Below are 12,531 nucleotides of genomic sequence, written 5' to 3' on the forward strand. Positions count from 1 at the left end.
TGGCTGAACGCCGGCCTTTTCACTGCGCGCGGAGGAATCTAACGACGGCATGTGGCAAAGCCGACCAGCGCCAGACCCGTCAGCATCAGTGCATAGGCTTCCGGCTCCGGCACGACGGCCACGCCGCTGAAGCTCATTTCCGATGCCGAGTAGGCGCCGTCGCCACCCATGGCGTAGATGCGCGCTTAGCGGGCGGCCACCGACGGGAAGTCGATAGTGGCCTGGTATTCGGCGTCGCCGGCAAGGCTGGAGATGATTTCGCTGCCGAAATTGGATTGGCCTTCGAAAGCGAGTTTGGTGAACAGGGTGTTCCAGTTCAGGCCGTCGGTTGACACCTGCGCCGGGTAGAAGTCATTGTGATCGACGCCGAGCAGCACGTCGGTCAGCGAGTAGAGCTGGCCGAAATCGAGCGTGAAGGTGGCGCCGGATGCGCCTTCCTGGCCCGACCAGGATACGGCGTTGACGGTGTAGCGCGTCAGTTCGGGCGCCACGTAACCATCGGCGAGGATGGACAGGTTGACGCCGTCGATCGAGTAGCTGCCGGTGGCACTCAGCCCATGGCGGGTTCGGGCGGCCGCACCAGCATGGCCACTGCCTGGGCCGCGATGCCTTCGCCACGACCGGTGTAGCCCAGCTTTTCCGAGGTCTTGCCCTTCACGTTCACGGCATGCGGCGGAATGCCGCAGTCGGCCGCGATATTGGCCACCATCTGCGCGGCGTGCGGCGTGATCTTCGGGCGCTCGCAGATGACGGTGGCGTCGATGTTGCCGATCAGCCAGCCTGTGCCGTGCACCTTCTTCACCGCCTCGCGCAGCAGCACCCGGCTGTCGGCGCCGGCGTAGGCGGCGTCGGTGTCCGGGAACAGGCGGCCGATGTCGCCCAGACCGGCGGCACCGAGCAGCGCGTCGGTGATTGCGTGCAGCAGCACATCGGCGTCGGAGTGACCGAGCAGACCCTTTTCATGCGGAATGTTGACGCCGCCGATGATGCACCGGCGGCCCTCGACCAGCTTGTGCACGTCGAAGCCCTGGCCGATGCGGAAAGGCAGCGGCACTGCGCCGAGCAAGGGGTTCATGCGATGTTCTCCCGTGTCTGCAGGATCAGTTCGGCCAGCTTCATGTCTTCCGGCCAGGTCACTTTCAGATTGCTCGCACCGGCGGCAATCAGGCGCGGCTTCAGGCCAACGGCTTCGATCGCCGACGCTTCGTCGGTCACGTCGCTGCAGCGGTCGAGCGCGTCGTGCAGCGTGGCCAGCCGGAACATCTGCGGCGTCTGCGCCTGCCACATCGCGTCGCGCGGCACCGTCGCCTCGACGCGGTCGGTGGCGTCGGCACGCTTCAGCGTGTCAGCCACCTTCTGCGCCAGCAGGCCGCCGACCGGGTCGTCGGCCAGCGTATCGATCAACGTATCCAGCATGTCGGCGGACAGACAGGGGCGCGCCGCGTCATGCACCAGCACCCAGTCATCAGGCCGCGCCCAGCCGGCGATTTCCCACAGGCCGTTGCGCACCGACACCGCGCGGCTCGGCCCGCCGCAATGCACGGGCATCAGCTTGGGGCCGAGCGCCGACCAGTCGAAGCCCTGCCAGTAAAGGTCTTCCGGCGCCAGCACGACCACCACGCGGTCGATGCGCGGGTGAGCGCACAACGTAGCCAGCGCGTGGCGAATCAGCGGCTGACCGGCCAGCGGCAGATACTGCTTCGGCATCTGCGCGCCGAAACGGCTGCCGCTGCCAGCGGCCGGGACCAGGGCGATGTGGCGCGGCATGTCGGGATCAGCTCGCCAGCCAGCGACAGAGATCGCGCTTCATGTCGTTGACCGACTCCAGTCCGATGGCCAGACGGATCAGGCTGTCCCGGATACCGGAGGCGTCGCGCGCTTCCTGCGAAATGCGGCCGTGCGTGGTCGTCGCCGGGTGGGTGATGGTGGTCTTGGTGTCGCCGAGGTTGGCGGTGATGGACAGCATGCGGGTAGCGTCGATCAGCTTCCACGCCTCTTCGCGACCGCCCTTCACTTCGAAAGCCACCACCGCACCGCCGGTCTTCTGCTGGCGCATCGCGATCTCGTGCTGCGGGTGCGACGGCAGGCCCGGATAGAACACGCGTGCCACCCAGGGCTGCGCTTCCAGCCAGCGCGCCAGTTCGAGCGCGTTGGCCGACTGCGCCTGCATGCGGATGGAAAGCGTTTCCAGCCCCTTCAGAATGACCCAGGCGTTGAACGGCGACAGCGTCGGGCCGGCGGTGCGCAGGAAACGCAGCACCTCGTCCATTTCCGCCTTGCGGCCGCACACCGCGCCGCCGAGCACGCGGCCCTGACCGTCGAGGTACTTGGTGGCGGAGTGAATGACGATATCGGCGCCGAGTTCGATCGGCTTCTGCAGCGCTGGCGAACAGAAGCAGTTGTTGACCGCCAGCAGCGCGCCCGCCGCGTGCGCGACCTCGGCCACCGCGGCGATGTCGATCACTTCGGTCAGCGGGTTGGACGGCGTCTCGATGAAGAAGAGCTTGGTGTTCGGCTGCACCGCGGCGCGATAGGCATCAATGTTCGTCGCCTCGACCAGCGTGGTGCTGACGCCGAACTTCTCGAAATAGGTCGCGAACAGCTGCTGGGTTGACCCGAAGATGCCACGCGAGGCGATGATGTGGTCGCCGCTTTTCAGCAGCGCCATCAGCGTCGACAGGATGGCCGACATGCCGGAACTGGTGGCGATGCAGGCTTCCGCGCCTTCGAGCGCGGCCAGGCGGTCCTGGAACATCGTGACCGTCGGGTTGGTGAAGCGGGCGTAGACATTGCCCGGCGCGTTGCCGGAAAAGCGGGCGGCGGCCTCGGCCGCCGTATCGAACACGAAGCTCGAGGTCAGGAACAGGGCTTCGCCGTGTTCGCCGAACTGGCTGCGCTCGATGCCGGCGCGCACGGCGACGGTTTCGGGGTCGTACTGCGCCGGATCGAAGGGCGCGCGGTCTGTGCTGCTCATGATGTGCTCCATCCGGCCTCGCGGCCGGTCATGCGGAAGTTCGAAAACAAAGCGCGAGGCGGAAACGGAGCACGCAAAAACAAAAAACCCGTTCCGCCTCGGAGGCAAAACGGGTTTCCGCAGATACGTTCGTTTCGCCGCTTTAGCCGTATTTGTCCGGGGCCGCCCTCTTTCGACGACGGTCCCGCGCGCCCGCAAGCTGGATTCAAATCGGCGCGTAGTCGGGACATTAGCGCCCGGCCGCTGCAGACGTCAAGCGCCTGCAGCCATCAGGCGTTCTCTTCGGATGCCACCAGGTTCAGGTCGAGCTGGCCGCCGTCCTCGTCGGTCTGCTTGGGCGCACCCTTGCGCTGGCTCTCGACGCCGTCGAGATAGGCCGCGGTCACGTCGCCGGTGATGTAGCAGCCGTCGAAGCAGGAGGTCTCGAACTGTTCGATCGACGGGTTGCAGGCGGTGATCGAGGCCTTGAGCATGTCCAGCGTCTGGTAGATCAGTTCGTCGGCGCCGATGGCCTCGCGGATTTCGTCGTCCGTGCGGTTGGACGCGATCAGTTCGTCGCGGGTCGGCATGTCGATGCCGTAGACGTTGGCGAACCGCACCGGGGGGGCGGCCGAAGCGAAGTACACCTTCTGCGCGCCGGCTTCGCGCGCCATCAGCACGATTTCTTGGCTGGTGGTGCCGCGCACGATGGAGTCATCGACCAGCAGCACGTTCTTGCCCTTGAATTCCTGGGTGATCGCATTGAGCTTCTGGCGCACCGACTTACGACGTACCGCCTGCCCCGGCATGATGAAGGTACGGCCGATGTAGCGGTTCTTCACGAAGCCTTCGCGGTAGGGCACGTTCAGCACGCGCGCCAGTTCCATCGCCGACGGGCGGCTGGAATCGGGAATCGGGATGACCGCGTCGATCTGCAGGTCGGCGTGATCGCGCTGGATCTTCTGCGCGAGGAACTCGCCCATCTTGACCCGCGACTCGTACACCGACACGCCGTCCATCAGCGAATCCGGGCGGGCCAGATAGACGTACTCGAACAGACAGGGTGCATAGTTCGGGCGCTCGGCGCACTGCTGCGTCCTGATCGTGCCCTCCGGCGAAATGAGCACTGCCTCGCCCGGCGCGATGTCGCGCAGCAGCTTGAAGCCCAGCGTGTCGAGAGCGACGCTTTCCGACGCCACCAACCATTCGGTGCCGTTCGCGGTTTCATGGTTTCCGATCACCAGCGGACGGATGCCGTAGGGGTCGCGGAAAGCCAGCAAACCGAAGCCGGCAATCATCGCCACCACCGCGTAGGCACCGCGGCAGCGACGATGCACGCCAGCAACGGCGCGGAAGATGGTTTCGTGGTCGAAGGTCGGGCGCTCGCGCAGCGCCTGCATCATTTCGTGCGCCAGCACGTTGAGCAGTACTTCCGAATCGCTGGTGGTATTGATGTGCCGCAGGTCGGTGCGGAACATGTCCAGCTTCAGCTCTTCCGAATTGGTCAGGTTGCCGTTGTGCGCCAGCATGATGCCAAACGGCGAATTCACGTAGAAGGGCTGCGCCTCGGCCGCGTTGTAGGCGGAACCGGCGGTCGGGTAGCGCACGTGGGCGATGCCCCAGTTGCCCTGCAGATTGCGCATGTTGCGCGTGCGGAAGGCATCGCGCACCAGGCCCGAACCCTTGTGCATGTGGAACTTCGGCCCCTGCGCGGTGGCGATGCCCGCCGCGTCCTGGCCTCGATGCTGCAGTACGAGCAGACCGTCGTACAGCAGCTGGTTAACGGGAGAGGTGGCTACGACGCCGAGTATTCCGCACATGATGGTCAGGCCTTAAAACGAATCTTTTTCGCCACGGATTCCGGCAGCCACGGCTTCAACGCGATGGCCGCCGTCTCGAGTGGTGGCGTCAGCGCGGCCGACTTCCACCAGGGCTGCTCCGGTGCCGGGGTGTAGGCCGCGCCGACGACGAGGAGCATCAGTATAAGTCCCGCGCGCGCAAGCCCGAACAGCCCGCCGAGCACACGGTCCGGAATGTCCAGACCGGTGGCATGAATCAGCGAGCGCATGAGCCAGCGCAACACGCCGCACAGTAACAGTACGGCTATGAAGGTGAGGGCAAAACCGGCGACTGCAAGCAGGCCGGGGTCGGAAATGAGACTGGTCAGCCACTGGGCGACGTCGCCGCCGAACTGACGGGCGGCGATGAAGGCGAGCACCCAGGCCGCCAGCGCGATCACTTCGCTCACCAGTCCGCGCATCAGCCCGATCGCCGTGGAGAAGACCACGATGCCGATCAGGCCGTAATCCAGAATCGTCATGGACGCGGCGCGATCATCGACCGCATGCCGGCCGCTTCGAGTTTGCGCTGCGCCGCCTCGGCAGCCGCGCGGCTGGAGAAGGGACCGACCTTGACGCGGGTACGCGTCTGGCCGTCGGCCAGTTTCACGTCCTCGGTAAAGCTGGCGAAGCCCAGTTCCTTGGCACGCGAGCGCAGCTTGGCCACATTGGCGGTGTCGCTGAACACACCGAGCTGCAGCGCGAAGGACGTCGCCTTGCCGTCGAGCACCGCGGCCGCACGCGCCGCTTCGGTCGGCGACGGCTCAGGTTTCGCAGCCGGTTTGACCGGCTCCGGCCGCACTTCCGGTTTGGGCGCGGGCTTGGCCGCTTCGGCCGGCGGCGGCTTCGGTGCTTCGGGCTTCACGGCCGGGGCCGCCGGGATCGGTTTCGGCGCTTCGGGGCGGCTGGCGGGCAGCGGCTCGGAATCGGGCGGTGCCGGCGGCGGTGCCGGTTCGGCCGTATCGGCATCGGGCTGTGCATCTCGCGCCGGCGACGCCAGCGGTGGTGCGGCGTCGCGCGGAGGGATGCGGACCGCGATGTCCTGCGCCGGCGGGCGCGGCTCGTGGTCCATCACGATGGGCAGCACGATGGCCGCGGTCAGCGCCAGCGCGATCGCGCCGAGAAGACGGCGGCGCGCACGCTTGCGAAGATCGGTCTGCAGATCTGAATCGGTGGAAGCCACTTCGGGGCGAGTCCTGCGGGTGGGGATCAGCCCTTGGCGGGCGGTGTGGCGGCGTCCGGCAGCGGCGGCCGCGGCGACTGCGCGTACTCGCGCATCACTTCGGCCACGGTCAGGAAGGATCCGAAAACCACGATTCTATCATCGCCCCCCACGCGCTCCCGGGTCGCCTGCCAGGCCTCGACCGGCGACGCAAAGCAATCGACCGAGCCGGCAATGCCGCGTTCCGCGATCATCGCTGCGATATCCGAGGCCGGCGTACCGCGCGGACCGCCCAGATCGCACAGCATCCAGTGATCGATGCGCCCCTTCAGGCGATCGAGCACGCCGGCGATGTCCTTGTCGCGCAACATGCCCATCACCGCCCAGGTTTCCGGGTAGAAACCCATGCTGGACAGGTTCTCGTTCAGCACCGACGCGGCGTGCGGGTTGTGCGCAACGTCGAAGATGACCGCCGGCCGTCCGGGCATGACCTGGAAGCGACCGGGCAGTTCGACGGTCGCCAGACCGAGGCGGATGTCGCCGACGGTGACCGGCAGCCGATCCGACATCGAATCGAGCGCGGTGATGACGGCCGACGCGTTCAGCAGCTGGTTGGCGCCGCGCAGCGCCGGATAGCCCAGACCGCCGCGCTTGACCAGACGGTCGGGATCACGCCGCCAGTAGCCCCATTGCTGACGGTCACCGCCAAAACCGAAGTCGCGGCCGGAAATCTTCAGCACGGCGCCGATGGATTCGGCGTAGTCGATCACGGTCTGTGGCGGCACCGGGTCGCCGACGATGGCCGGGCGACCGGCGCGGAAGATGCCCGCCTTTTCGCGGCCGATCAGTTCGCGCGTGTCGCCCAGGTATTCCATGTGATCCAGGTTGACGCTGGTGACGATGGCGCAGTCGGCGTCGAAGGCATTGACCGCGTCCAATCGGCCGCCGAGACCGACTTCCATCACGATGGCGTCGAGATTGGCGCGCTCGAACACCTGCCAGGCGCCCAGCGTGCCGAACTCGAAATAGGTCAGCGCGATGTCGCCACGCGCGCGCTCGACTTCGGCGAAACCCTGGCACAGCGCTTCGTCACTGGCCGGCTCACCGTTGATGCGCACGCGCTCGTTGTAGGCCAGCAGGTGCGGCGAGGTATAGGTGCCGACGCGGTAGCCGGCACAACGCAGGATGCGCTCCAGCATGGCGCAGGTCGAACCTTTGCCGTTGGTACCACCGACGATGAACACAGGCACCGTCTGCACCACGCCGAGCGCCTTCTTGACGCTGAGCACGCGATCCAGTCCGAGCTGGATCACCTTCGGGTGCAGGCTTTCGAGATGCTGCAGCCACTCGGGCAGGGTCGAATACATGAATGGGCTGGGCAGGCCGGAATCTGGGCGGACGCGGATATTAGGCGAAGCCGGCTCAGCTCGCCAGCGCCGGCATGCGCTGCAGCGCAGCCAGCAGCCCGGCGATGCGGTCCGGCATCTCGCGACGGTTGACGATCATGTTGACGGCGCCCTTCTCGAGCAGGAATTCGGCGCGCTGGAAGCCCTCGGGCAGCTTCTCGCGCACCGTCTGCTCGATCACGCGCGGACCGGCGAAACCGATCAGCGCGCCCGGCTCGGCGATCACCACGTCACCCATGAAGGCGAAGCTGGCGGACACACCGCCCATGGTCGGATCGGTCAGCACGGAAATGAAGGGCAGGCGGTTCTGCGACAGCTGGGTCAGCGCAGCCGTGGTCTTGGCCATCTGCATCAGCGAGAACAGCCCTTCCTGCATCCGTGCGCCGCCGCTGGCGGCGATGCAGATGAAGGGCAGGCGCTGTTCGACCGCCAGACGCACGCCACGGACGAAGCGCTCGCCAACTACCGAACCCATCGATCCGCCGAGGAATTCGAACTCGAAACACGCCACGACCACCGGCAACGTCTTGATGGCGCCCTGCATGACGACCAGCGCGTCACCTTCACCGGTGTCGTCGGCCGCCGCGTTCAGGCGGTCGGCGTAGCGCTTGCTGTCGCGGAACTTGAGCGGATCGACCGGCATGACTTCGTTGCCGATCTCGAACCGCCCCTCGCGATCGAGCAGGCCGTCGAGGCGCGCCCGCGCGCGCATGCGCGAGTGGTGGTTGCACTTCGGGCAGACGTTCTGGTTGGCCGCCAGGTCGGCGGTGTAGAGCACTGCCTCACAGGCGGGGCATTTCGACCACAGGCCCTCCGGCACCGACTTGCGACCGGCGGCCTCGCTGCGGTTGATCTTCGGGGAGAAGTTTCTGCAACCAGCTCATGCCGTGACCTCCTGGCTGTCCATCGCCTGACGGATGCTGCCGACCAGCGCCTTGACGCGCGGCAGCACCTGGTCTGCCGGGCTGCCTTCGATTTCCTCGATGATGCGGCTGCCGATGACGACACCGTCCGCCACCGCGGACAGGGCCTTCGCCGACGCACCGTCACGGATGCCGAAGCCGACGCCGACCGGCATGCCGACCGACTTGCGGATGGCCGGGATGCGCTTGGCCACCTCGCTCACGTCGATATGGCCGGCGCCGGTTACGCCCTTCAGCGATACGTAATAGATGTAGCCGCTGCCGATCTCGCCCACCGCCTGGATGCGCTTCTCGGTCGAGGTCGGCGCAACCAGGAAGATCACGTCCAGACCCAGCGCACGTATCTTGGCGGCAAAGTCGTGCGACTCCTCCGGCGGATAGTTGACCACCAGCACGCCGTCCGCACCTGCCTTCGCAGCCGCCTCGGCAAACGCATCCACACCCATCGCCTCGATCGGGTTCGCATACCCCATCAGCACCACCGGTGTGCTCGTGTCGGTGGTGCGGAACTCGGCCACTGCCGCGATCACGTTGCGCAGCGACACCTTCTTGAGCAGCGCGCGCTCGGAGGAGCGCTGGATGGTCGGGCCGTCGGCCATCGGGTCGGAGAACGGCACGCCGAGCTCGATGATGTCGGCGCCGGCATCGACCAGCGTGTGCATCAGCGGCACGGTCAGCGAAGGATCGGGATCACCCGCAGTGATGAAGGGAATCAGCGCCTTGCGGCCGGCCGATTCGAGTGCGGACAGGGTGGAAGCGATTCGGGACATGTATTGAAACCGCCGGCCGGACCGCTTGCGCGCCCCGACCGGCAACAGGTTGATCGGGAGCGCGTCAGAACTTGATGCCGGATTTCTCGGCCACGGTGTGCATGTCCTTGTCGCCACGACCGGACAGGTTCACCAGGATGGCGGCGTCCTTCGGCATCGTGGCAGCAAGCTTCATCGAGTAGGCGATCGCGTGCGACGACTCCAGCGCCGGAATGATGCCTTCGGTGCGGCACATGCGGTGGAAGGCTTCGAGCGCCTCGTCGTCGTTGATCGTCACGTACTCCGCGCGGCCGGTGTCCTTCAGCCATGCGTGCTCAGGGCCCACACCGGGGTAATCCAGACCGGCCGACACCGAGTGCGTTTCGATGATCTGGCCGTTCTCGTCCTGCAGCAGATAGGTGCGGTTGCCGTGCAGCACGCCCGGACGACCGGCGGTGAGCGAGGCCGAGTGCTGGCCGCTGGCCAGACCGTGGCCGCCCGCCTCGACGCCGATCAGGCGCACGTCCGGGTAGGGAATGTAGGGGTAGAAGATGCCCATCGCGTTGGAGCCACCGCCGACGCAGGCGATCACGGCGTCCGGTTGACGCTGGATCATTTCCGGCATCTGCCACAGGCACTCTTCGCCGATGATCTTCTGGAAGTCGCGCACCATCATCGGGTAGGGATGCGGGCCGGCGACGGTGCCGATGATGTAGAAGGTGTTGGCGACGTTGGTGACCCAGTCGCGCATCGCCTCGTTCAGCGCGTCTTTCAGCGTCTTGGAGCCGCATTCGACCGGCACCACGGTGGCACCCAGCAGCTTCATGCGGTAGACGTTGGCCGCCTGACGCTTCACGTCTTCGCTGCCCATATAGACCACGCACTCCATGCCCAGGCGGGCGGCGATGGTCGCGGTGGCAACGCCGTGCTGACCGGCACCGGTTTCGGCGATCACGCGCGGCTTGCCCATGTGCTTGGCCACCATGGCCTGGCCAATCACGTTGTTGATCTTGTGCGCGCCGGTGTGATTCAGGTCTTCGCGCTTGAGGTAGATCTGCGCGCCGCCGCAGTGATCGGACAGGCGGCGGGCGTGGTAGACCGGGCTCGGGCGGCCGACGTAGTGCTTAAGTTCGTATTCGTACTCGGCGCGGAAGGCCGGATCGTCCTTGAGCTTGTCGTACTCGACACGCAGTTCGTCGAGCGCGGCAATCAGGGTTTCGGCGACGAACACGCCACCGTAAGGACCGAAATGACCCAGAGCGTCCGGATAGTTGTAGGCCGAGGCAGATACCTCAGCCGGCAGATCTTGCTTCCCCATGCTCCACTCCTGATATGAACGCCGCCACTCTGGCCACGTCCTTGATGCCTTTGGCCGATTCCACGCCACTGCTCACATCGACCGCCGACGGTCGAATGTTGCGGACTGCCTCGGCCACGTTGTCCGGATCGAGACCGCCGGACAGGATGAGGGGCATCGGCAGCGACGGCGGGATAAGGCTCCAGTCGAAGCGCTTTCCCGAACCACCCCATGCTTCCGACCAGGCGTCGAGCAACAACGCCCGCGCGCCGCGGAAACGATCTGCGCATTCTAGCAAATCCGTTTCCGGCCTCACCCGGACCGCTTTGATCCAGGGCAGGCCGAAGCGTTCGCAGTATTCGGCACTTTCGTCACCGTGAAACTGCAGCAGATCGAGTGCGGCCTCGCGGGCCGCCCGCTCGACCGTGGCTGCGTCCTCATTGACGAACAGGCCGACGCGGGTGACGAAGGGCGGCACACGGCGCGCCAGTTCGGCCGCCCGCGCGACCGTCACCGCGCGCGGGCTCGGCGGGTAGAGCACGAAGCCGACGGCGTCCACGCCCAGCGCGAGCGCGCCATCGAGATCGGCTTCGCGGGTGAAACCGCACACCTTGATGCGAGTCCTGCGCACGTTGATTTCCCGTTGATTCAGTCAGACGGGCCGACCGGCGGCAGGCGGAAGAGGCCCTCTGCCGGCAGACCCCAGTGCGCATCGTAGCCGACACCGACCAGATAGAGGCCGGCGGCGGCAAAGGTTGGCGCGGCCAGCCGGCGGTCGCGCTGCGCCAGCAGCGAGGCCATCCAGTCCGGTTCGCGCCGGGCACAGCCGATCTCGACCAGCGCACCGACGATGTTGCGCACCATGTGGTGAAGGAAGGCATTGGCGCTCAGATCGAAAGTGATCCAGTCACCGCGGCGCCGGACATCGAGTGCAGTCATCGTGCGCACCGGGCTCTTCGCCTGGCATTCGGACGAGCGGAAAGCGGAAAAGTCGTGCTCGCCAAGCAGCGCGGCAGCGGCCTCAGCCATGCGCGCCGCGTCCAGCGGGCGGTGGTACCAGCCTGCCAGCGAGGCGGCGATCGCCGGCCGTACCGGGTCGTTGTAGAGGCAGTAGCGGTAGCTGCGCGCATGCGCTGAAAAGCGCGCGTTGAAATCGTCGGCCACCGGCTGCGCCCAGCGCACCGCGACGCCCTTCGGCAGCAGCGCATTGCAGCCGCGCACCCAGGCGGTGTCAGGCCGCTCGACGGCGGCATCGAAATGCACGACCTGGGCCGTCGCGTGGACGCCGGTATCGGTGCGACCGGAGGCCTGCAGGCGCACCGGGTGGGCGGCGATGGTCCCCAGTGCCGCTTCGAGCGCGTCCTGAACGGTCGGCCCGACCGGCTGCGACTGCCAGCCGCGAAAGCCGGCGCCGTCGTACTCGACCCCGAGTGCAATCCTCATCGGCTCACCCCAGCTTCACCCAGGTGACGCAGACAGCGAGCGCCAGCGCAATCGCCAGCGCGTCGGCCGCACGCAGCGGCGCACAGGGCTCGACCGGCAGCGGCGCCCGTTCGGCGTCCGGCGGACGCAGCCAGCTGCGCCACGCGCCGCGCGCCGGCGGCTGTTCCAGATCGCGCAACACCAGTTGCAGGCGCAGCGCAAAGGTATCCGGCCCCGGGCGTTCGGACGACAGCGGGTGCAGCAGCCGGTGCATCGCACCGGCCAGTTGCGGCAGCGTCATGCGGTCGAGCAGCACCGCCACGCAGGCGGCCATCGCCGCCAGATGCAGCGCGGCATGCGCAGCGGCGCGAAGACCTTCGATGGTCGGCCCGGCGGTGAAGTCGTCGATCAGCAGGCGCCCGGGCGTGCCGAGCGAAAAGGTGATGGCAATGGCGAGGAACAGCCAGCGCAGGCGACGAAGCAAGCGCAGCGCACGGCGCGGCGCGAGCAGGCTCGCCGCCAGCAGGCTGCACGCCACCCAGATCCCGTGACGGGGCGATGCGGCACCTTGCCCGGCCAGCAGCCACAGCAGCCAGATGGCGAGCAGCGTGGCACCGTGCAGCGACAGGAATTTCGCCGCCGGAACGCGCAGCGGCATCGGAGGCCTTTGCATGGACACCGTCGATGAAGAGAGGGCGCCGAGCATACCGCGCCCGGCGGCGGCTGCGCATCAGCGTCAGCGGCGCCGCACGTGCATCAAACGAAAAAGCCGGCACGAGGC

General features: G+C 66.9%; 14 protein-coding genes and 1 pseudogene. All 15 read right to left on the bottom strand.

Going from position 1 to position 12,531, the window contains the following annotated elements:
- Window positions 1–38 precede the first annotated feature (38 nt).
- The 15 genes and pseudogenes from ACQ66H_RS15200 to ACQ66H_RS15270 all read right to left on the bottom strand — a co-directional run bounded on the left by ACQ66H_RS15200 (window position 39) and on the right by ACQ66H_RS15270 (window position 12,408).
- Entirely contained in the window at window positions 39–170 is a 132-nt protein-coding gene (locus ACQ66H_RS15200) for a PEP-CTERM sorting domain-containing protein (protein ID WP_430434700.1), read from the bottom strand.
- Window positions 171–185: 15 nt separating this feature from the next.
- Complete coding sequence (locus tag ACQ66H_RS15205; RefSeq protein ID WP_430434701.1) at window positions 186–491, bottom strand: hypothetical protein; 306 nt, start codon at window positions 489–491, stop codon at window positions 186–188.
- A 59-nt stretch (window positions 492–550) separates the two neighbouring features.
- Complete coding sequence (gene ispF / locus ACQ66H_RS15210) at window positions 551–1,075, bottom strand: 2-C-methyl-D-erythritol 2,4-cyclodiphosphate synthase (RefSeq protein WP_430434702.1); 525 nt, start codon at window positions 1,073–1,075, stop codon at window positions 551–553.
- On the bottom strand, window positions 1,072–1,767 hold the full coding sequence (gene ispD / locus ACQ66H_RS15215) for a 2-C-methyl-D-erythritol 4-phosphate cytidylyltransferase (protein WP_430434703.1): 696 nt from the start codon (window positions 1,765–1,767) through the stop codon (window positions 1,072–1,074). Before ispD ends, ispF begins: the two co-directional genes overlap by 4 nt.
- A gap of 7 nt (window positions 1,768–1,774) precedes the next feature.
- Complete coding sequence (locus ACQ66H_RS15220) at window positions 1,775–2,986, bottom strand: O-succinylhomoserine sulfhydrylase (RefSeq protein ID WP_430434704.1); 1,212 nt, start codon at window positions 2,984–2,986, stop codon at window positions 1,775–1,777.
- A gap of 257 nt (window positions 2,987–3,243) precedes the next feature.
- Window positions 3,244–4,773: an amidophosphoribosyltransferase gene (purF, locus tag ACQ66H_RS15225; RefSeq protein ID WP_430434705.1), complete on the bottom strand. Its 1,530-nt coding sequence runs from the start codon at window positions 4,771–4,773 to the stop codon at window positions 3,244–3,246.
- 5 nt (window positions 4,774–4,778) lie between these two features.
- Window positions 4,779–5,273 carry a CvpA family protein gene (locus ACQ66H_RS15230; protein WP_430434706.1) on the bottom strand — a complete coding sequence of 165 codons (495 nt, stop codon included), beginning with the start codon at window positions 5,271–5,273 and terminating at the stop codon, window positions 4,779–4,781.
- Complete coding sequence (locus ACQ66H_RS15235; protein ID WP_430434707.1) at window positions 5,270–5,974, bottom strand: SPOR domain-containing protein; 705 nt, start codon at window positions 5,972–5,974, stop codon at window positions 5,270–5,272. Before ACQ66H_RS15235 ends, ACQ66H_RS15230 begins: the two co-directional genes overlap by 4 nt.
- A gap of 26 nt (window positions 5,975–6,000) precedes the next feature.
- Window positions 6,001–7,320 carry a bifunctional tetrahydrofolate synthase/dihydrofolate synthase gene (folC, locus tag ACQ66H_RS15240; protein ID WP_430434708.1) on the bottom strand — a complete coding sequence of 440 codons (1,320 nt, stop codon included), beginning with the start codon at window positions 7,318–7,320 and terminating at the stop codon, window positions 6,001–6,003.
- 55 nt (window positions 7,321–7,375) lie between these two features.
- A pseudogene (gene accD / locus ACQ66H_RS15245) lies at window positions 7,376–8,243 on the bottom strand (acetyl-CoA carboxylase, carboxyltransferase subunit beta).
- Complete coding sequence (gene trpA / locus ACQ66H_RS15250) at window positions 8,240–9,052, bottom strand: tryptophan synthase subunit alpha (protein WP_430434709.1); 813 nt, start codon at window positions 9,050–9,052, stop codon at window positions 8,240–8,242. The pseudogene accD and the gene trpA overlap by 4 nt, the downstream one beginning before the upstream one ends.
- A gap of 64 nt (window positions 9,053–9,116) precedes the next feature.
- Complete coding sequence (trpB, locus tag ACQ66H_RS15255; protein WP_430434710.1) at window positions 9,117–10,349, bottom strand: tryptophan synthase subunit beta; 1,233 nt, start codon at window positions 10,347–10,349, stop codon at window positions 9,117–9,119.
- Window positions 10,324–10,938, bottom strand: coding sequence for a phosphoribosylanthranilate isomerase (locus ACQ66H_RS15260; protein ID WP_430435650.1), 615 nt, complete (start codon window positions 10,936–10,938; stop codon window positions 10,324–10,326). Before ACQ66H_RS15260 ends, trpB begins: the two co-directional genes overlap by 26 nt.
- Window positions 10,939–10,976: 38 nt before the next feature.
- A complete protein-coding gene (gene truA, locus ACQ66H_RS15265; protein ID WP_430434711.1) occupies window positions 10,977–11,771 on the bottom strand; it encodes a tRNA pseudouridine(38-40) synthase TruA in 795 nt (264 codons plus the stop codon).
- Between the two features lie 4 nt (window positions 11,772–11,775).
- Window positions 11,776–12,408: a hypothetical protein gene (locus ACQ66H_RS15270; RefSeq protein WP_430434712.1), complete on the bottom strand. Its 633-nt coding sequence runs from the start codon at window positions 12,406–12,408 to the stop codon at window positions 11,776–11,778.
- Window positions 12,409–12,531: the final 123 nt, after the last annotated feature.

The sequence above is a fragment of the Methyloversatilis sp. genome, assembly GCF_965284615.1.
GTDB lineage: Bacteria > Pseudomonadota > Gammaproteobacteria > Burkholderiales > Rhodocyclaceae > Methyloversatilis.